The following is a 20,119-nucleotide window of genomic DNA, read 5'->3' as shown; positions in this document are numbered from 1 at the left end:
TTTTTCTGCTTTAACATTGTTATAAGCAGTGGCACCCATAATATTATTTCCTCGATTATAATGAAAAATAAAATCTCCTTTACCTACGTCTGGATGATGTTTAATTACTGCGTTTAGTTAATCAGCTAAACGAAATTTATTGAGGAAATAAGAAAAAATAGGGTTAAGAATTTCAGATGCTGTTGCATATAAAATCGCATAGTTATGACCTTGCTGTTCATAGTATCGATCAAAAAATGAGCATCTCCATGATGACTTAAATTCTTCTAAACCTAAATACTTTGATACATATTCAACAACAGTAAGGCCATTGCTAAAAATCCTCCTTAATAAAAAGGGGCATTAAGTTTCACGTTTCTTACAAAGGATAAGTTATTAAAATTTCAATAATTACACCATTATCAGATAAACTATCACCCAGAACACAAAAATTTTTACACTTTGAATTAGAGTTATTATTTTTATTTGCCATAACATTCAATATCTAATCATACTGCTCTATAAAGCCTATAAAAAAAGAAAAATAGGGTGAAATTATAGAACTTTGGCTGAATTTTACCTATTTTTTGAGCAGCCCTTCTGCCTTAAAAGAAACCTCTAAGTTTTTTAGCACGGCTTGGATGTTTCAACTTACGTAGTGCTTTTGCCTCTATTTGCCTAATTCTTTCACGTGTAACATTAAAAATTTTTCCTACTTCTTCTAAGGTATGCTCCTTTCCATCTTTACCAAGGCCAAAGCGCATCCTTAGAATTCTTTCTTCTTTTGGTGTTAAAGTTGCAAGAACATTGGTCGTAATACCACGCAAGTCGGCAAGTATTGCAGCATCCTCTGGTTTAGAAACTCGCTTATCTTCTATACAATCACCGAAGGTACTACTATCATCCTTTCCTGTTGGAGCTTCAAGACTTACCGGATCTCTTGCTATCTTCATAACTTTGCGTATTCTTTCTAGCGGCATCGCCAATTCTATACTCAATTCCTCTAATGTAGGCTCTCTACCCATTTCATGAGTCATCTTTCTTAATGCTTTGTTGATTTTACTGATAATTTCCACCATATGTACTGGTATTCTAACTACTTTAGACTGTTCAGGTATTGCCCTAGTGATTGATTGTTTTACCCACCAAGTACCATAAGTCGAAAATTTATACCCACGTTTGTAATCAAACTTATCCACAGCCTTCATAAGACCAATATTACCTTCTTGTATCAAATCAAGCAGATCAAGGCCTCTTTTTGAATACTTTTTAGCAATCGAAACCACCAGCCTTAAATTAGCCTTAATCATTTCTTGCTTTGCTTGAGAGACTTCTTGTTCATGTTTCTGTATTCTCTTGATTACCTTCTTAAACTCCTGAACTCTATCTCCTTGTACATAACTCTTAATATTGCTTAAGGCACTAGCTATATACTCATAGCTATCGTTTATAAACCTTAAGAATTTATTTTTTAATTCACCTGTAAAAAGAGATTGATTTTCATTAATCTTGAGAAAACTTATTTCACTAAACTCGTGCTCTAAAAGCACATCATCATAAACATTATAAAAACTTTCTCTATCAATATCGTACTTTCTAGCTTCAGTAATAAGATTAGCTTCTTCAAACGTGATTAGTCTATTTATTTCGTAAAGTTTTTGTGTAATTCTGGTAATAGCAGCATCACTAAACTGAATTTGTAATGCTACAGACCATATTTGATTATATAAATTTTCTAGCTCATTAGAGAAATCTTTAGAATTTTTTTTCAATACCAATGCTTCATTTGTTAAAGCAATGATCTCATCCAATGCCGTGATAACCTTTGGCAATAAATCACTTTCCATTTCAAGAACAGAAATATTTAAGTTAGCTGAACTTATGTCTTCACTCTCATTTCCCTTTTCATCATTACCTTTTTCCTCATCATTAACACAATCTCTAACATCTTCAGCTTCACTTTCTTCTTTGTCTACCATATTGAAATCAGAGTTATAAATTGCATCCAGATTTATAATTTCTCTCAGTAAAAAAGTTCCACCACTTAAATCATCACGCCATGTTTTGATTATTTTGAATGCCACTGATGTTTCAATTATTGCACGTAACATGTTATGCTTTTCAGATTCAATTTTTTTTGCTATCTTAATTTCATCTGCTCGTGACAAAAGCTTTACAGAGCTCATATCCTGTAAATAAATCCTTACTGGATCATCGTTTTGCACTAAAGTTGTAGTAGTATTCAACGATGTCTCATCATCATCAAGCTTATTACCATCATTATTAGAAGGAGCTTCTTCCTCATCTTCACTACTTTCGAGTATGTTAATTCCAGAGTCTTGCAATAAAGCTATAGTATCATCTATAAAATCAGTTGAAAAATTTTCATCTGACAACTTATCATTTATATCATCAAAAGTGATAAAACCGCCCTTTCTTATACTTTTGGTTACAAGATCTTTGATGATCTTTTTCCTATCTTCCGTACCATTAATAGTTGACATCATTACCTTTACAGTTTATAATTTTATTTCTTATTTATCAAATAAACTTACAATTAGCAAGCTTATAGTTTTATTCTTAATTTATAGTTACTTGCTACTTCATATAGTTTAAGATACTATCAATTTATTCACATTCTTCTTAATCAACTAATCTCTCTATTCTTACTAATATGGACAATCCAACTGAAAATGTTGCAATTCCAACCACTATAGCAGTAAGCATTAAGACGTGAGGTATAGGATTGGTATATAAGTGAAAATTTGAAGTCAATATAGGAGGTAAAGAATTTTTTACATACCCTAAAGATATGTAAAACAACAAAACAGATGATTGTAAGACACTTAATCCCATCATTTTTTTGATTAAGTTTTTATCATTTACAATGATATAGAAACCTAGCACCATTAATATAGTAATGCCTACATAATTATATAGAGTCATTGTTTTTTCTTGCGAGCAAAATTTATATATATGATTAACATGGAAGAAGAGACGGTAAGCAATACACCCAGCTCCACTAAGAAAATACCCAATTTTTGACCTGTTCTACTATCAGCTGACAATATACTATAGGATAAAAAATTTTGGCCAAATAAAACTGTTATAATACCAGCTCCTCCATAGGTTAAAATACCTAGTACGTTAGTAAATTTGATAATAGAGTAAGGTATTGCTTTTAAAGTTGTAGGTATATCAAATAACATAGAATATAATATTATCCCAGAAGCAATAATTATTCCCGCCTGAAAACCTCCACCTGGAGTATAGTCACCATGAAACTGTATGTATAAACCAAAAAAAATGATAAAAGGTATCACCAAAAATGTTACTGCACTTAATACCGGATCTTTAATCACTTTCTTTCTCTTCTAATATTAACATTATACAAAGTGCAGCAGTAAAAACTACTATAGTTTCTCCAAATGTGTCATAGCCACGAAAGCTTGCTAAAACAGCTGTCACTATATTAGGAATACCAATAGCTTTTTCAGTATTTTCTACATAGTAAGGAGCAACGTGCAAGTGAACTGGAGCATTATGACTGCCAAAATCTGGTAATTGAATCATAAAGTATGATAAACATGCAGTCAAAAATAACATAAAAAAAAGTGTTGTGGGGCTATGAGATAAATTTGCTTTGTAATTCTTTACCAAAGAGAGTGCTGCAAACGTAAAGACTGTGCTCAATCCTGCACCAACAGAAGCTTCAGTAATTGCAACATCTGGCGCATTCATAATCAAGTACATAAGTGCAATAAGTGAACTAAATACACACATTAGAACAGCACTTACAACCAAATGTTTCGAAAGAACTATAAAAACTGTAACCGTGAGTAACAGCAAAAGTAATATTAGATTCAGTATTTCTAGCATCTTAACCTTCTTTAATAGTCTTTACTTTTATAATAAGTACGCGCTAAAATATAACTGTTAGTTGAATTGGCTATCCATATTATAAAAATCAATAATATAACTTTAATAGTATTGATTGAAAATTCATTTTGCCAAGAAAAACCAATCAACAACAACATTGCGCCACTAGAATCTGCAATACCTGCAGCATGTAGTCTAGTATAGAAATCAGGAAATACTACTACTCCTACGCTTGAAATGACTATTAAACAAACACCTAAAAATATGAGAATGGATGCTACCATAAATTATCAAAACAACATTAATCTCATTAGCGCTATAGTTGATATAAAGCTGATGCTAGCATATAGTAATGCTATATCAATTAAAAAAAAATCATTCAGAACAATCGATATTGCTGTTATGAGTAAAACTAATTGTGTTGATAAATTATTGAATGCTAAAATCTTATTGTAAACGTCACTTGACCTAAATACTATACAACATAACATTACACTCATACAGAACAAAAGCACATAGATAGCAATACTAATCATTTATAAACTATTATAACCTCTGTAGATTTCTAAATCGGTACTTCTTCACCACTATCTTGATCATCTATTTCATCATCGTGGCTTTCTTGACTTACATCCAGACTTGTGTTAAGTTGATGATCAGAAAAATTTAACAAATTTGCTAGCTTACTTGGACTATTAATATAAGTATTATCTGTGTTTCCTTTCATGTGCTCCTTGCACCTTTTCACCAAAAGGTTAAACAACTCATGAGTATTCACCTTCTTTTCCGCTATTTCATATAAAGAAACTACCGTATCCTTATGATCTTTAAACTTAACCATTTCAACGGGATCGCTTGCCCCTGTACTCAAACCATGCGTTCTTTGACTTGCTAGCAGAACCAATTTAAAACGGTTGTGTACCTGTTCTACACACTTTTCTACAATAGACTCAACCATAAAATACCACCTTGATAAGCTTTATACTATATCACAAAAAATAAGATGTCAACTTCAGATCTATTGAGATCCAATTCTACATTCTACTTTTTCTTCTTTAGCTTTTACTGATTGATTTTCTGTTATTGTAATTGTTATTTCATGATCAAGCTTTTTCAAAAAACCTAACAGTCTCTCTAAAGAAAAACCACTTATCTTACCACTTTTAATTTGTGACACCTTTGGTTGATCAATACCAAGTTTCTCAGCCGCACAAGCTTGAGTCCAAGTATTTTTTCCTATAATTTTACTTATTATGCTCAGCAATTTTTTTTTTATTGCTTCACTATCCAGATTGTTTAATGATATTATTTCCATAATTTTTACTCTCACATACCAACTAGCTTTATTAAATATTATATCATAATATTTAATATACCAATATATTAATAGTATATAACTTGTCAATAACTATCTGATACTCAAAATTTTAAATTGACTATAATTTTTATCAAAATACTAGTAATTTCAAACTATTATTTTGTAAAAAACTTACTATTAAAGAGAATAAGTTGAAATTGCAAAGTTTAAAATACAGAAATAATCATTTTACAAACTCGTTTTAGAGACTGTACATGATCTCAAGAAAGGAATAAACCGGAGATAGAGTATGTAAATTATGAAAACAGAGCAAGATGAGTAGGAGAAAAACTGAGTAGAGTTCTGTAGAAAGAAACAAAATCAAGAAGATTTAGGATATATTTTATATAGTGTTACAGGTCCTAAAAAGTGGCTTCAGTGAATCAACAATGTTTTCAAAATGGCAAGATTATTTTAATAAATGAAGTAAAAAACATAGCGGAAGTAAAGAAAGTGTTTTGAAATATATATAAAAAAGTAATTGCAAAGAAACAAATAAAAGGATGTAACTGTAGAAATCTTTGCCGTATTGTCAAAAGGTAAGTCTCTAATACTCTTATAGAAAAGTGTAGACAATTGTGATAAGCAAAATTCAATACTAGCTTACAAATCGTCTTCTTGCTTCCACCGCTTTGCTTCTAAAAAGATTATGAATAGACCCTTATATCCGAAATTTATACCTCTATATTTTAATATAGGGATTCATTTCAATTTTTAAAGTTTCTATTTAATAAGAATGCTATATCATATTCGTAATTTAATTTAAATATCTGTTGCTTCTGAAATACTATTTGGTTAGTAAATAAAATCATGTCTAATACAGAAAAAATGAAAAAGGATGTTGCTGTAATTATGGGAAGCGAGTCGGATTATGGCACTATGGTGCATGCTATTAACCTATTAAAAGAATTGGGAATTTCACATGATGTATTTATAATATCCGCACACAGAACACCAGAGAGACTCTTTAATTTTACTAAGTCTGCTCAAGAAAAAGGCTTTAAGGTTATTATAGCTGGTGCGGGAGGAGCGGCTCATTTACCTGGTATGACTGCATCGCTTACTTATTTACCTGTTATCGGTATTCCTGTGCATAGCAAGCAATTAAATGGGCTAGATAGTCTATTATCTATAGTGCAGATGCCAAAAGGTGTTCCAGTTGCAACAATGTCTATAGGAGAGAGTGGAGCATGCAATGCCGCTATTACCGCTGCATCTATATTGTCGATTTCTAATAGTGAAATTGCAGATAGATTAAAAAAATGGAGAGAGGGGCAAACTAAAGCAGTAAAAGAAAAACCAACATTATAATGGCAATAGTTCTTTTAGATACAAAAACCATAAATCGTATAGCAGCAGGAGAGGTAATAGAAAGGCCTGCAAGTGTGGTAAAGGAATTAGTGGAAAATGCAATAGATGCCAGAAGCTCAGAGATAGAAATTAAGATAGAAAGTGGTGGGCGTAACCTCATTACTGTAATCGATGATGGTAGCGGAGTAAAAAAGGATGATTTAGAACTTGCGTTTATGCGCCATGCTACTTCAAAATTGAGTGACAGTGAATTGATAGAGATCAAGCATCTTGGCTTTAGAGGAGAAGCTTTGCCTTCAATTGCAGCAGTAAGCAGAATAAAATTATCATCTAAGGCAAGCAAAGCAGATCAAGCATGGTCTATAAGGTATGAGGGGGGAGAAAAAATAGGAGAGCTTATTCCTTATCCTTTATCGATAGGAACATATATTGAAGTACGAGATTTATTTTTTGCCACACCAAATAGACTAAAATTTCTCAAAACCGAAAGGGCAGAAACACAAAGCATTGTTGATATTGTAAACAACTTAGCAATGATCAATTATGGAATTGAGTTTACTCTTATCTCCGATAATAAGAAGCTTCTTAAGTATGCTAAGCAGAACTCATTATTTAGCAGGCTATGCGAAGTAGAAGAAGAATTTCATGAAAACTCTCTTGAAATTCTTGAAGAAGAAGACAGTATTAGGCTTACAGGATATATCTGCAAACCTACTGTCAATCGTAGCAATTCAACTCAGATCTATACATTTGTTAATGGTAGACCAATTAAAGATAATCTACTTATTGGTGCAATTCGTTATGCGTATCACGACCTTATTCCAAGCAATAGATATCCCTTTGCAGCGTTGCACTTAGAGATACCGTATGATCAAGTAGATGTAAATGTGCATCCAAATAAATCAGAGGTAAGGTTTCAGAACAAGAGGCTAATATATGAAATAGTGAGAAGAGGGCTAATAAAAGTATTATCAAAGAGAATAGATCTTGCAGAAACTGTGGTGAGCCAGACTGAGATAACAAGGAATCATCTATCATCAGATCCTTTTAGTAGGTCTAGTCTTAAAAATGAATTTTATGGAAGAAGGTCTGATCCTTTTGAAAACCAGTTAATGAGAGAATTTACTTCTCCAAATATAGAGACAAAAAGCTTATCAGAACATTCAAAATCGTTTGATTATACTGGTATGCAAAAATCTCCTCCGCGAGCGGAAACTACAATTTTGGAAAAGAAACAAACCGATCTAATAAGGGACTATCCACTTGGGTTTGCACACTGTCAAATCTACAATACTTATATTATTGCCGAGGTAAGAGACAAACTAATTATAGTAGATCAGCATGCAGCCCATGAAAGACTATTATACGAGTGCTTAAAGGAGAAATCAAGTATAAAAAGACAAAAACTTCTTTTGCCTGAAATGGTTGAAATCAAAAATCAAGCTGGAATGGAGATGATTAAAACTTATAAAGATAAACTTTTTGAGATGGGTTTTGAGATTGAAATTAAATCAGAAAATAAGATCATAGTAAAAGAAGTGCCTGCAATCTTAGGAACAGTAGACACAAAGAGAATGCTCATTGATATAGTGGATAGACTAACAGAAATAGAAGATATATTACCTATAGAGGATAAGGTGAATAAAATACTAGCCACAATTGCTTGTTATGGATCAATAAGAGCAGGCAGAAAGATGAAATTGGAGGAGATGAATGAATTATTGAGGCAAATGGAAAAGACACCTTATTCTGGACAATGTAATCACGGAAGGCCAACCTATATAGAAATGAAATTAAGCGATATTGAAAAGTTATTTGAGCGAAGGTGAGAAGTTATCACAAATATGTATAGATTATACAACCCTAGTTTCGTCATCTCAAAACTCAGATACACAATTGTTTGAACATTGCAATTTGCAGGTAATTTGCATAGTAGATAATGTCATTCCATCACTTGACAATGATTTATTACGCAGCTACTTGATTAAAATTAAGTTTCCTAAATCCCAGGCATTGTCTTTTATGTTAATAATTAATATACAACTAAAAATACTTATCAAAAACGACAATAAAGAATTCAAAAAAAGCCAGAAATTCTGTAGAATTGACCATATCATATAGAGAAAAAGGAAGTGTATGATCACATCCTTCACTCCGATCATTAATCTGCAAACAAAATAGTTTTGCATTTTTTGATAAGATTAAGTAATATCAGCGTATTAGTTATACAATTAATAATTTTTATGGATGAGCGTAATCCTTGGAATCTTGGAAAGAAACCGTCAGGTTCAAGTAATGAAGATATTTTAAGTAAAGCTGTGTCTGATATAAGATGCTTTTTTAATGGCTTAACCAGAAATAGAGGGAAAAAACCTTATTTCATCATTTTTATTGTTTTGTTGTTTTATTTTTGTACTGGTTTCTATATTGTCCATCCGAGTGAGGAAGGTATAGAACTTACTTTTGGCAAATATTCCAATACAGAAACATCTGGTTTGCGTTATCACTTTCCCTACCCTATTGGTAAGGTTTTTAAAGTGAATGTTAAAGAAGTAAATCGTGAAGAAATTGGGATAAGCAGCTCTTATGGGCGAGATACAGATCGTGGTGAAGGAGTGATGCTTACCGGAGATGAGAATATAGTCAACGTTAACTTTGAGGTCCAGTGGCGAGTTAGAGATGCCAAAGATTATTTATTCAAAGTGCGGGATTATAAACCTGGTTTCAGCGTTAAAAATGCTGCTGAAAGTGCTATGAGAGAAATAATAGGTAAAAATACGATCTCTTTTGCACTCGAAGGTCAAGGTAGGGCTGAAATCTCCAGAGATACTAGAATTTTATTGCAACAGATTCTTGATGGATATCAAATGGGTATAGAAATTTTATCTGTTCAAATGAAAAAAATTGACCCACCAGAAAAAGTGATTAGCTCATTTAGGGATGTACAAAGTGCTCGTGCAGATAAGGAGCGTACTATAAACGAAGCATATGCTTACAGTAATGATATTATACCTCGTGCAAAAGGTGAAGCAATAAAGATAAAATTAGATGCAGAAGCATATGAGAACGAAATAATAAATGAAGCGAAAGGTAATGCAAATCGCTTTTTATCTCTTTATGAAGAATATAGACAAAATCCTTCTCTTGTTAAGAATCGTATTTATCTTGAAACTATGGAAAATATTTTTAGCAAGGTAGATAAATTTGTTATAACAGACGATCTGAAAGGTATGTTCTCTTATTTACCTCTTACAAATCTAGGAAAATAGTCATGAGTAGTAATATTAAAATTGTTTTTGCTTTTGTATTTGTTGCATTATTGATTGCATTATCTAATTCAATCTTTGTTGTTCAAGAAACAAAACAAGCAATAGTTATACAACTCGGTAAAGTCGTAAAAGATGTTAGGGACAGTGGTTTATATTTTAAATTGCCATTTATAAATAACGTAGAATTTCTTGATAAGAGAATTTTAGATCTAAGTCCTGATAAAACTCCAAGGGAAGTGATAACTGCAGATCAAAAGCGTATTATAGTAGATGCTTATGCAAAATATAAAATAATAGATCCTATCACTTTTTATCAGACTGTGAAAAATGAATCAGGGCTAGTTAGAAGATTATATCCTGTCATAGAAGCTCACATAAGGGAGAATATAGGAAGATTTTCATTAATTAGTTTATTGAATGAAAAGAGATCAGAAGTTATGCAATTAATTCAACGTGGAGTTTATTCTGAAGCTGGAAAATTTGGCATAGAGATAATAGATGTAAGAATTAAGAGAGCAGATCTACCAGAAGAAAATAGTTCTGCAATATTCCGCCGCATGCAAACTGAAAGAGAAAAGGAAGCAAAAGAAATTAGAGCAGAAGGAGAACAAGCTGGACAAGAAATTAGATCAAAAGCTGATAAATTAAAAAGGGGAATTGTCTCTAGTGCAGTAAAAGAATCACATGAAATAAGAGGCCGTGGTTATGCTGAAGCAACTAGAATCTATAATGAGGCATTCAAGGTTGATGAAGAGTTTTTTAACTTTTATCGCTCTATGAAAGCTTACAGTAAATCATTTGCTGAGGGTAATACTAAATTTGTGCTTTCACCAAATAATAATTTCTTAGATATTTTGAACAAGGGATGGAAATAGTTTATGAAAAGTAAAGCATTTATTTTATCTATATTTGCATATTTTTTAATTTCATTTGCTTCATATGCTAATCTGTTTGCAAAAACAGTTGCAGATCCTGTATGTAGTTGTAATAAAGGGCTTGCTGATATAGTGGAAGAACTTATTCCCGCAGTTGTAAATATTTCAAGTGAGCAAATAGTTAAGCAAGAAAATAACAGTAGAACTAAAATTCCCTTTACGCCAAGAAATAATTTCTTTGATGACTTTAGAGAATTTTTCGAGCATTTTGATCAATTTTTCGATAGAGCTCCTAGCATTAATAGAGAAGTGACGTTACTTGGGTCTGGATTTATTATAGATAAAAGTGGAACCATAGTAACCAACTATCACGTTATTAAAAATGCCCAAGATATTACAGTTACTATGAACGATAATACTTATTTCAAAGCAGAAGTTTTAGGCTATGATGCAAAAACTGATCTTGCTGTGCTTAAGATTAATTCTGATAAAGATCTTCCTTTTGTTGAATTTGGTAATTCTGATAAAGCAAGAGTTGGTGATACAGTTATTGCAATAGGCAACCCTTTTGGTTTAGGTGGCTCTGTAAGTACAGGAATTGTGTCTGCAAGATCTAGAGACATTAGTATTGGTACTATGAATGAATTTATTCAAACTGATGCTGCAATTAATAGAGGTAACTCAGGGGGACCACTATTTCATCTAAATGGAAAAGTTATAGGCATTAATACTGCTATTTATTCCCCATCTGAGTCTGGCGGTAACGTGGGTATAGGCTTTGCTATACCATCTAATCTAGCTATTTCAATTATTGACACATTAAAAAGTGGTAAAAAAATAAAACATGGTTGGCTTGGCGTGCAAGTTCAGCCTATAACAAAAGAATTTGCTGAATCCTTGGGTTTAAAAGATATCAAAGGTGCATTAGTTGCAAGCGTAGTAAAGGGCAGTCCTGCAGAGAAAGGAGGAATCAAAGTAGGTGATATACTATTAGAGTTTGACGGCAAAAAAATTGATAGAATGACGCAATTACCTCATATGGTTTCACGAACTGAGCCCGGAAAGAAAGTACAGGTTAAGTTACTTAGAAAAGGTAAAGAAGTCAATATCAAGGTTGCAATCGAGGAATCTACAAATGATGATTCAGGTAATAATCAAGAAGAAAATAAATCAACATCTAGTTATATAAGTGGTTTAACCGTTTCAAATTTGCCAAAAGAACTAAAAAACAATGCACCCACAAAGGGTGTAGTAGTTACTAGTGTAGATAGTAGTAGTAATTCTACACTACGTGTTATTAAGAAAGGTGATATAATTATTCAACTAGATGGAATCGATATTGAAAATACTAATGATTTTCAAAAACAAATTGATTCAGCAGTAAAAAAAGACGGCAAAGATTCAGTAATGCTGCTTATTTACCGCAACGGCAATCAATTTTTCACCTCAATCAAATTGAAGAAGTAGCTATTTATCTAGCTGGTCATGAAAAAATTGCTTGACAAATTTAACTAGCTTCTTTATCCTGAGGGTAAGGGTGTTTCTGTAGATTAATAAAATTTGTCCCTATACTGAAAACCTTTCCAACGAGGTTATGGAAGAACTAGATTTCAGTATCAAGCACTGGAACGATATCATCCATAAGATGAAAGAGCTGGAGTGGTAAGAAGTTCGATAATACAAAGCATTTTTATGCTCAGTTGTAAAAAAACAACTTTCTTTCACAAGTTAATTTATAACTAAATTAGTGTAAAATATAATTATATTTACTGATCATCAGTATTAATCAATAATTAATACCCATAAATTAATTATATCTAATCGCAAAGGGAGGTGGAGATGCGTTTTAAACTAGAAAAGGAAGATATTCCACAAAAAGATTGTAATAATAGAACTGGTCGTAGGATACCTGCACAAATAAGATTAAATAACAAAACAACATTTAGCCTTCCTAGTGTATCTTACATTATCATCGACAACAATATTGGCCTGAGTTTTCAAATTTGGGATTTGAAGCATGACGTGGCAAGTATACTAAACAACTTATCTGAATGGCCACAATTAAAGCTAGAAAGGGTAGGAAATGATTACAAATTCGCTTTAGTTACTACCTCTGATCAACCTTATTATTATTACTATGATGGCAAAAATACTATGATAGATACTATTGATCGTATACCTCATGGTTACACAGATGGTTTCTATGTTAACGCATATAATCGTGAAAGCTGTAGTATTTATTATGAACTGCTAGAAAACAGGAAGGTTTTAATAGATCCAAAAGACATAATTAGTAGCGAAAATGTCAGTCTTATTTTGGAAGATCTTAAAAGTTCACCTGATAAAAGACTCAAAATAAAAATAGGAGACTATTTGTTTAAAGAATCAAGAAATATATACAAATTATATAGGAGCGCTCAGGTATATAATTTAACTGGTGGAAAAGTTGGCATATTGAATGATATCCTTTCAGCATTTACTCGTATAAGCAATACATTCGAGTTATTCCCTTTTCATGAAATGGAGAGCTTGAAAGCACAAGATACCTATTTCGCAGTAAAAAAGTTAGGCAATAGTTATGTTGGTTGCATATCGTATGAAAATAGCACATGCAAAAATTTTTATAATTTTAACCCTAATTCTTTTGGGTATGAGCACGACAATAGACCAGGTCCATATCCTTATTATTATAACTTAGAAAATTTTGATAACTTTTTGGAGGTTGATGTGAATATTCAAGAACATATAAATTTAGAAACAGAAATTGAACTTTTAAAACGCAGAATAGACAGATTAGAACGTACTGGTGTACAAGGTCCTAAAGGTGAGCCAGGTGAAAGGGGACAAAAAGGTGATAGAGGCTTCGATGGAGCGCCTGGTCCTCAAGGTAACAAGGGAGATACTGGATCGTCAGGTGCGCATGGATCAAAAGGCGATCAAGGCCCTAAAGGAGAAAAAGGGAATCAAGGCACTAATGGAGTAACTCCAAGTATTAGTCAAGTTGTTACCGAATTTTCTTCTAACAGAGCCCATCTATATCCTTTAGCAGCAGCTATAATGGAAGAAGATCAGAGTAATTCCATGGGATTTTCAGAAAGAATAGCACATCTTTTTGGTGAGCGTGTAAAGCGAGAAGATTCTTTAAAAGCGTTAGTTAAAGGCGTACAAGGTCCTCCAGGCCAAAAGGGCGAACCAGGTCGTAACGGTCAACGGGGGTTAAAGGGCGAACAAGGTCCCAAAGGTAATAAGGGTGACCGAGGTTTTCCTGGTCCAGAAGGTTCTAAAGGAAATACTGGCTCAAAAGGTGAGAAGGGAGATGCCTCAAGTGCTATAGAAATTGCAACTGAATTAGTTACCAGTAAAAAAGCTGAGCTAGGAGAAGCAGTTCTTAACGCAAATGGTATCAAAGGTGAAAATCTTGCAACTCAGATTGCCGGTAAAATTAATCTTAATTCGCAGGAACTTGTGAATAAAATTGATGTAGCAAAACTTACTGAAGGAGTAGTAAGTAAACTTTCTTTAGAGGAAGCAAAAAACATTATAAAAGATACTGTGAGTAAGATAACAAGCGATGCCACAAAGAAAAATAATCCCGATCCTATAGCCTTCCAAAAATATGAAAAATTTGCAGAAAAGCTTGCTAAACTACTTGTTGATAGAAGCAGTATGAGCGAGATAGAAGCTCACAATCTTATAAAAGGTAAGGTGAGCGATTGGGCACTTGCTAAGTATCTTCTGCTTCATAGTGATTTAAATAATCAGCCAAAGGCTCTAGAAATCGTGAAGCAAGAAATAGACAAGGAAAAATTAGTTGAGTATTTGCTTGAGTATGCCAAATTAAAAGGCGATGTGAATGCAGCAAAAACAATAGTTGAAAATATTGTTCATCAGTTCTTTGACACTCAAAAAGTAGGTGAATTAGGAAGAGCAGTACTAGAAGCAAAAGATGATCAAGATAAAAAAGTGCTGGTAAATGATCCAGTCTTACGTGAAGGAATAGCAGAAGAATTGAGACAAAATCCAGGAAAGATAAAAGGTCCCAAAGGAGATACTGGTTCTAAAGGTGATAAAGGAGATACCGGAACAGATGGATTGCCAGGTGCACAAGGTCCTAAGGGAGAGCCAGGCATAAAAGGTGAGCCAGGCATAAAAGGTGAGCCAGGTATAAATGGAACAAAGGGAGATATTGGTCCTAAAGGATTAGACGGAGCCATGGGAATAAAAGGTGATATGGGTGAGAAAGGAAAGATAGGTTCTAAAGGTGACAAAGGAGATACTGGGTCTAAAGGTGATAAAGGTAGAGATGCAAGTCCTGAAGAAGTTGCACAAAAATTAATTAATAATGGCACTATTGCTAATCAGGTGCTTGAATATCGTGACCAAGGCGGAGATTTAGTATTAGAGAAGCAAGTTGCAGGAAGAATTATTAGTAATCAAGATATTCAAACAGGAATAGCCATTGCATTAGCTGATAACAGAATGGAAGAGCTAGCAGATGTGTTACTAAGTGATTCTAATCATACATTAGTAGAAAACCTTGCAAATAATACCGAGCTAACACAAAGCATTGCAGAAGAACTAAGGAAAAATCCAGGAGAAGTCCAAGGTCCAAAGGGAGAAAAAGGAGATATAGGTCCTAAAGGATTAGACGGAGCCATGGGAATAAAAGGTGATATGGGTGAGAAAGGAGAGATAGGTTCCAAAGGTGACAAAGGAAAACCAGGCACGAATGGGTTGCAAGGTCCAGAAGGTCCTAAGGGAGAGCCAGGTATGAGGGGCTTCAATGGTACACAAGGTCTTACAGGTAACAAGGGTGAGCCGGGTATAGAAGGATTAAAAGGAGATATAGGACCTCAAGGTATAAAAGGTGAGCCAGGTATAAATGGAACAAAGGGAGATATTGGTCCTAAAGGATTAGACGGAGCCATGGGAATAAAAGGTGATATGGGTGAGAAAGGAGAGATAGGTTCTAAAGGTGACAAAGGAAAACCAGGCACGAATGGGTTGCAAGGTCCAGAAGGTCCTAAGGGAGAGCCAGGTATGAGGGGCTTCAATGGTACACAAGGTCTTACAGGCAACAAGGGTGAGCCCGGTATAGAAGGATTAAAAGGAGATATAGGACCTCAAGGTATAAAAGGTGAGCCAGGTATAAATGGAACAAAGGGAGATATAGGTCCTAAAGGATTAGACGGAGCCATGGGAATAAAAGGTGATATGGGTGAGAAAGGAGAACCAGGTGCAAATGGATTGCAAGGTCCAGAAGGTCCTAAGGGAGAGCCAGGTCTGAGGGGCTTCAATGGTACGCAAGGTCTTACAGGTAACAAGGGTGAGCCGGGTATAGAAGGATTAAAAGGAGATATAGGACCTCAAGGTATAAAAGGTGAGCCAGGTATAAATGGAACAAAGGGAGATATAGGTCCTAAAGGATTAGACGGAGCCATGGGAATAAAAGGTGATATGGGTGAGAAAGGAGAGATAGGTTCTAAAGGTGACAAAGGAGAACCAGGTGCGAATGGGTTGCAAGGACCTAAGGGAGAGATAGGTTTGCAAGGACCTAAAGGTCAAGTTGGTAGATCTGGTCTTAAGGGTATGCCAGGTCCACAAGGTCCAAAAGGAGATACCGGAGCTCCAGGTGCGAATGGATTGCCAGGTTCCAAGGGAGAAGATGGAATAGGTGCTACATTAGCTGATCAGTTTTTACGTGAGATAAGAAAAGCAAAAAATGAAACTCTGGATGCTAAAAAAGCAGCAGAGGCAGCTAAAAATGCTTCAGAAGGTTTTGCCAAACAAGCTAAAGATACGGAAGATAAGGTTAAAATACTACACAATCAAACAGTGAATCTTACAGGAGAAGCTGAAGATTCTGCTGATCAAGCACTTCAATCCGCAGAAAATGCGGAAGCATTGCATAGTAGCGTAAGAGATATGTTTTGTACAACAAATCCTGCAGATCAAGTTTGTAGTGCACGCAGAAGAAGGAGGGAAACTAAAAAATCATCAGTGACAAGCGGAGCAAGCAGACCAACTTCATTTATATCTCAAGTAATAAATTTCTTTTACCCTGCGGTAGGACAGGACAAATATAAAGTAAAAAATGAAATAGAGGAGCTTAATCGAGTGACAAAAATAATAGATGCAGTAGATATTGTAAAAAAATTTGAAGAAGTATTAGGAGAAACAGCTGTGAAATGCGGCATTTCAAAGAAAAGTCTAAATTTTAATCCAGTAGAACTGCAGTCAACCATTATCAATAAGTCATTACTTAATGATGAAAATCATAATGAGTTGTTGAAGTTCTTGTGTGTAGCTGCGAAAAAATCATTACCTGATTACAAACAAACTAGTAAATGTTTGGCTACTTTCAAAGATCATATGGAAAAAAGATTAAATGAGCAGCAAAGAGCTTTCGTTAATACTGAAAAAATAGTGGCAGATAATGAGCAGCCAAGGAGTTTTATGAGTTATGTCTCTCCTCCTAGTAGCCTAAGTGCCATTAATCAGCAAGTTGTTGGTTATTTAAGGTAATATCATGGAAAAACATATATTTAAAATAGAGGATAAAAATCCGCTCTATAAAAAATTGATTAAACTTCCTGCTGAATATTATATATTAAACAAAAATAGTAAGGTTATCAATTCACATATTGGTACAATTAAAGTAGAGAATATTAATGGTTTGAAGTTAAAGAAGCAGGGAGATAAAATATCTTTATATGAAGAAAACTTACCCCTGCAGGCAGAAAGATCTGATGAAAGTGGAAACTCTATTAAAGAGGATCTTATTGTAGAACAAGAAGCTATAATAAGTACAAATAGAAACAATATTATAGAAAAGCTTGAATCAAAACCTATCTTGATTTCGCTTTACAACATAAAAGATAGTCCTAACTTTGGCCTCAAATTGTCTGGTAGAGATATAACTGGAGTACTCAATTTTATCAATTTTAACGATGAAAATGACCCAGTACTACAAAAAATTCAAGAAGAAAAAGGTGGACTTTATTTTACAATAGAAGGTGATTATATCTATATATCAGATGAAGAAGGAAAATGTCTTCCAGTATGTGAAGATGGTAGTTGCTATAAGTATCAATACACAAAAAATGAGCATGATATATTAGAAATTAGTGAGATATCAACAATAATAAAAAACTTAACTAAAACTGAGCAATGCAGTGCACCAGCTAAGGCAGGGCAGAATTTTACTTTGCAAAAGGGAAAAGAATTATCGGATAATATCTATCAAGCAGATATCATGTTAAACGGTAAGCTTGTAGCTACTTTACCAAAAATAGGTTACTGCATGCTTGATGACCAATTGGTCATACATAATCACGTTACAGAAGAAGAGATAAAAATTCCTAGAAACTTTCATTATCTTAAAGTCGTTAAGTCTAGTAATAATGATGATTATAAATTAACATTTTGTAATTTCTTAGGTAATGAGTTTTTTGAACATAAAAAGTATGATTCTCAATACTCAAATGTTCCAGATGAATACCAGTATACAAGTTTAAACTATATGAAAAAGGGATATAAGCCAAATTTCTGCAAGTTACTTAACGATAAACCATCTTTTTTTATTGCAAAAGGAACTACTAATCAAGATTCTTCAGGCCACTGCCCAGCTGATGTATTTGAATTAGCAAAACGTGAGAAAATGGCTACATTAATTGATCAATTTGGCTTTTTCAATAAAGAGGGTAAGTTTCAATATTGTGATTACCATACAAAAGAAGATTACGATGTTTATGATTCTTATAAAATTAATAAAGAGTACAAAACAACAGATGAATTTCTCTTCAATGATGACATAGTTCTTTATACTATTCCAGAGCTATCTTAACCACGCACAAAGTATATTATAATTGTTTCAATAATTGTTTTTAAAATTGAATCGAGTAGACTTTCAAGCAGTGTAAAAATGTATTTTTTTAGTTTAGATTCGCTACCATTTTGCCGCTCGTTAGTAACGCAGTGGTTTTGTAATAGAACACAAGCTGCAAAAACTTAAGGAAAAAATGGGTCAGTGCTTGACACTGGCATCTAGTTCTTTCTATCAAAAATGCTGTAAAGTGTTCACCAATTTAGTTGGATACCAGTACTGGTATGATATTATGAAGACCTAGCAGTTTATGACGGTGTCATTCCAGCGCGTGGCGCTGGAATCTAGTTCTTATTACCTGAGTCTTCTGGGTCCCAGTACTCGTATGACAAGAAAAGGGAGTATTGGTTTCAGCATTAGCCATGCATCTGGATCCCAGTATCAAGTACTGGGATGATAAGAGAAAGAGGACACTGGGATGAAATTATGAAGGCCGGGATAAACACTATGAGGACTGGAATGACATTATGAAGGCCTAGCAGTTTATGACGGTGTCATTCCAGTGTGGAATCCAGCTTTTTTGTAACTTCATTGAAAATATCGTATAGCTATTTGTTCACAATTCATTCTTCTGGATCCCAGTACTCGGATGACAAGAAAAGAAACACTGGTTTCAATATTTGCATGCATCTGAACAGATACAGATGGCTAAAATGTTGAAAAAAGCATATGCGTCAAAAGTTTAAAGCTCGCTACCCTAGACTTCTTTGACTTGTTAAGAAAGGTCTTTTTTCCCCAGATTCTATTGTCACATGCTGAAATGACATCTCTTGCTTCTTCATGTAATTATGCAAAAAGTCCTTTGAATTTTTACAGCTTGAAAAATCTTTATAAAATTTACTTTCTTTAAATGCTTTAACTTTCTCTTCATTATTTAGTGAGCCATGTTTAGAAAAATATTCATCTGTCGCTTGAATATATAAATTAATCAGCTCAGGAAAAGTGTAATCAGTTTTGTTGGAAGATTTTAAGCACGTAATTGGCAATTTATGTATATCTTTCTCAGCTTTTTTAGGATCAATATATTCATCATTTTTTCTTAATATTGTATACTGCTTGAAAAATTCTTCATATTCCTCAAAATCTTCAAATACTTCTTTTTTTTGGTAATCTTTTCTTCTACCGCTTTGATCTATTTTTTCTATTTCTGTTGCAAGTTGCGCTGGCTGTTTTATCGTTTTATCTCCCTCTCGATTAAAGTACATTGTATAAGGAGTAATTGAATTTACGATTTTATATGTCTTCCAGTGGCAGCCAAAAATCTTCAGTACCAATCTGATTATCGGAGCAAGAAAAATTTTTAATTTTGCTATGAATCCAAAATAATAAAGAGAAGCTTGTTTAAGTGAACTTGCAGCATTGCTAACGATGCATCTTAAATGTATATCCTTATACTTAAAATTTTTATGAACCTCTGCAGCCACATGTCCACCTAGGCAGTCTCCAAACAATATGATATCATCTGGCTTTATACCTTTTTCCAATAAGTTAGTTACAACTGCTATACCAGATTTAACTCTATTGCTACGTATCAATGAACTGTTTTTACTTAAACCAAGTCCAG

Annotated in this window: 16 protein-coding genes; 7 read left to right on the top strand and 9 right to left on the bottom strand. The window is 33.5% G+C overall.

What is annotated here, in order from left to right:
- Window positions 1-584: 584 nt before the first annotated feature.
- The 8 genes from rpoD to ABWU65_RS05360 all read right to left on the bottom strand — a co-directional run bounded on the left by rpoD (window position 585) and on the right by ABWU65_RS05360 (window position 5,173).
- Window positions 585-2,483: an RNA polymerase sigma factor RpoD gene (rpoD, locus tag ABWU65_RS05395; RefSeq protein ID WP_007302441.1), complete on the bottom strand. Its 1,899-nt coding sequence runs from the start codon at window positions 2,481-2,483 to the stop codon at window positions 585-587.
- Window positions 2,484-2,622: 139 nt separating this feature from the next.
- A complete protein-coding gene (locus ABWU65_RS05390; protein ID WP_012481982.1) occupies window positions 2,623-2,925 on the bottom strand; it encodes a cation:proton antiporter subunit C in 303 nt (100 codons plus the stop codon).
- Complete coding sequence (locus tag ABWU65_RS05385; protein WP_353280416.1) at window positions 2,922-3,341, bottom strand: Na(+)/H(+) antiporter subunit B; 420 nt, start codon at window positions 3,339-3,341, stop codon at window positions 2,922-2,924. The genes ABWU65_RS05390 and ABWU65_RS05385 overlap by 4 nt, the downstream gene beginning before the upstream one ends.
- Window positions 3,334-3,858: a DUF4040 domain-containing protein gene (locus tag ABWU65_RS05380; protein ID WP_010404272.1), complete on the bottom strand. Its 525-nt coding sequence runs from the start codon at window positions 3,856-3,858 to the stop codon at window positions 3,334-3,336. Before ABWU65_RS05380 ends, ABWU65_RS05385 begins: the two co-directional genes overlap by 8 nt.
- A gap of 11 nt (window positions 3,859-3,869) precedes the next feature.
- A complete protein-coding gene (gene mnhG, locus ABWU65_RS05375; RefSeq protein ID WP_254229897.1) occupies window positions 3,870-4,142 on the bottom strand; it encodes a monovalent cation/H(+) antiporter subunit G in 273 nt (90 codons plus the stop codon).
- 6 nt (window positions 4,143-4,148) lie between these two features.
- On the bottom strand, window positions 4,149-4,394 hold the full coding sequence (locus ABWU65_RS05370) for a monovalent cation/H+ antiporter complex subunit F (protein WP_012481980.1): 246 nt from the start codon (window positions 4,392-4,394) through the stop codon (window positions 4,149-4,151).
- Window positions 4,395-4,423: 29 nt separating this feature from the next.
- Window positions 4,424-4,816, bottom strand: a complete 393-nt coding sequence (gene rpoZ / locus ABWU65_RS05365; protein WP_353280414.1) for a DNA-directed RNA polymerase subunit omega — start codon at window positions 4,814-4,816, stop codon at window positions 4,424-4,426.
- A gap of 60 nt (window positions 4,817-4,876) precedes the next feature.
- Window positions 4,877-5,173: a helix-turn-helix domain-containing protein gene (locus ABWU65_RS05360; protein WP_254230038.1), complete on the bottom strand. Its 297-nt coding sequence runs from the start codon at window positions 5,171-5,173 to the stop codon at window positions 4,877-4,879.
- Window positions 5,174-6,025: 852 nt separating this feature from the next.
- On the opposite strand from ABWU65_RS05360, the gene purE reads away from it, so the two are divergent.
- The 7 genes from purE (at window position 6,026) to ABWU65_RS05325 (ending at window position 18,516) form a co-directional block, all read left to right on the top strand.
- Complete coding sequence (purE, locus tag ABWU65_RS05355) at window positions 6,026-6,526, top strand: 5-(carboxyamino)imidazole ribonucleotide mutase (protein ID WP_213863892.1); 501 nt, start codon at window positions 6,026-6,028, stop codon at window positions 6,524-6,526.
- Window positions 6,526-8,355 carry a DNA mismatch repair endonuclease MutL gene (mutL, locus tag ABWU65_RS05350; protein ID WP_353280413.1) on the top strand — a complete coding sequence of 610 codons (1,830 nt, stop codon included), beginning with the start codon at window positions 6,526-6,528 and terminating at the stop codon, window positions 8,353-8,355. The genes purE and mutL overlap by 1 nt, the downstream gene beginning before the upstream one ends.
- Before the next feature lie 414 nt (window positions 8,356-8,769).
- On the top strand, window positions 8,770-9,795 hold the full coding sequence (gene hflK, locus ABWU65_RS05345) for an FtsH protease activity modulator HflK (RefSeq protein WP_019236880.1): 1,026 nt from the start codon (window positions 8,770-8,772) through the stop codon (window positions 9,793-9,795).
- A gap of 2 nt (window positions 9,796-9,797) precedes the next feature.
- The gene (gene hflC / locus ABWU65_RS05340) at window positions 9,798-10,670 is read left to right on the top strand and encodes a protease modulator HflC (protein ID WP_007302430.1); all 873 of its coding nucleotides are present in this window, start codon (window positions 9,798-9,800) and stop codon (window positions 10,668-10,670) included.
- 3 nt (window positions 10,671-10,673) lie between these two features.
- Window positions 10,674-12,137: a DegQ family serine endoprotease gene (locus ABWU65_RS05335; RefSeq protein ID WP_007302429.1), complete on the top strand. Its 1,464-nt coding sequence runs from the start codon at window positions 10,674-10,676 to the stop codon at window positions 12,135-12,137.
- A gap of 372 nt (window positions 12,138-12,509) precedes the next feature.
- The gene (locus ABWU65_RS05330; RefSeq protein WP_353280412.1) at window positions 12,510-17,195 is read left to right on the top strand and encodes a collagen-like protein; all 4,686 of its coding nucleotides are present in this window, start codon (window positions 12,510-12,512) and stop codon (window positions 17,193-17,195) included.
- Between the two features lie 4 nt (window positions 17,196-17,199).
- Window positions 17,200-18,516: a hypothetical protein gene (locus tag ABWU65_RS05325; protein ID WP_264685514.1), complete on the top strand. Its 1,317-nt coding sequence runs from the start codon at window positions 17,200-17,202 to the stop codon at window positions 18,514-18,516.
- Between the two features lie 731 nt (window positions 18,517-19,247).
- On the opposite strand, the gene ABWU65_RS05320 is transcribed toward ABWU65_RS05325, so the two are convergent.
- Window positions 19,248-20,090: an alpha/beta hydrolase gene (locus ABWU65_RS05320; RefSeq protein ID WP_353280410.1), complete on the bottom strand. Its 843-nt coding sequence runs from the start codon at window positions 20,088-20,090 to the stop codon at window positions 19,248-19,250.
- Between the last annotated feature and the right edge of the window lie 29 nt (window positions 20,091-20,119).

Origin of the sequence: Wolbachia endosymbiont (group B) of Silvanus unidentatus, from assembly GCF_964028615.1 — a bacterium.
In the GTDB taxonomy this organism is placed as follows: domain Bacteria; phylum Pseudomonadota; class Alphaproteobacteria; order Rickettsiales; family Anaplasmataceae; genus Wolbachia.
Note: the sequence above shows the minus strand (reverse complement) of the source record. Positions and strands in the feature narration are given on the sequence as shown.

Bases quoted from the DNA above. Each gene is read 5' to 3' on its own strand.
- hflK (WP_019236880.1), top strand. From the start codon at position 8,770: ATGGATGAGCGTAATCCTTGGAATCTTGGAAAGAAACCGTCAGGTTCA.
- ABWU65_RS05370 (WP_012481980.1), bottom strand. From the start codon at position 4,394: ATGATTAGTATTGCTATCTATGTGCTTTTGTTCTGTATGAGTGTAATG.
- ABWU65_RS05380 (WP_010404272.1), bottom strand. From the start codon at position 3,858: ATGCTAGAAATACTGAATCTAATATTACTTTTGCTGTTACTCACGGTT.
- ABWU65_RS05325 (WP_264685514.1), top strand. From the start codon at position 17,200: ATGGAAAAACATATATTTAAAATAGAGGATAAAAATCCGCTCTATAAA.
- hflC (WP_007302430.1), top strand. From the start codon at position 9,798: ATGAGTAGTAATATTAAAATTGTTTTTGCTTTTGTATTTGTTGCATTA.
- purE (WP_213863892.1), top strand. From the start codon at position 6,026: ATGTCTAATACAGAAAAAATGAAAAAGGATGTTGCTGTAATTATGGGA.
- ABWU65_RS05335 (WP_007302429.1), top strand. From the start codon at position 10,674: ATGAAAAGTAAAGCATTTATTTTATCTATATTTGCATATTTTTTAATT.
- rpoD (WP_007302441.1), bottom strand. From the start codon at position 2,483: ATGTCAACTATTAATGGTACGGAAGATAGGAAAAAGATCATCAAAGAT.
- mnhG (WP_254229897.1), bottom strand. From the start codon at position 4,142: ATGGTAGCATCCATTCTCATATTTTTAGGTGTTTGTTTAATAGTCATT.
- rpoZ (WP_353280414.1), bottom strand. From the start codon at position 4,816: ATGGTTGAGTCTATTGTAGAAAAGTGTGTAGAACAGGTACACAACCGT.
- ABWU65_RS05390 (WP_012481982.1), bottom strand. From the start codon at position 2,925: ATGACTCTATATAATTATGTAGGCATTACTATATTAATGGTGCTAGGT.
- ABWU65_RS05330 (WP_353280412.1), top strand. From the start codon at position 12,510: ATGCGTTTTAAACTAGAAAAGGAAGATATTCCACAAAAAGATTGTAAT.
- ABWU65_RS05360 (WP_254230038.1), bottom strand. From the start codon at position 5,173: ATGGAAATAATATCATTAAACAATCTGGATAGTGAAGCAATAAAAAAA.
- mutL (WP_353280413.1), top strand. From the start codon at position 6,526: ATGGCAATAGTTCTTTTAGATACAAAAACCATAAATCGTATAGCAGCA.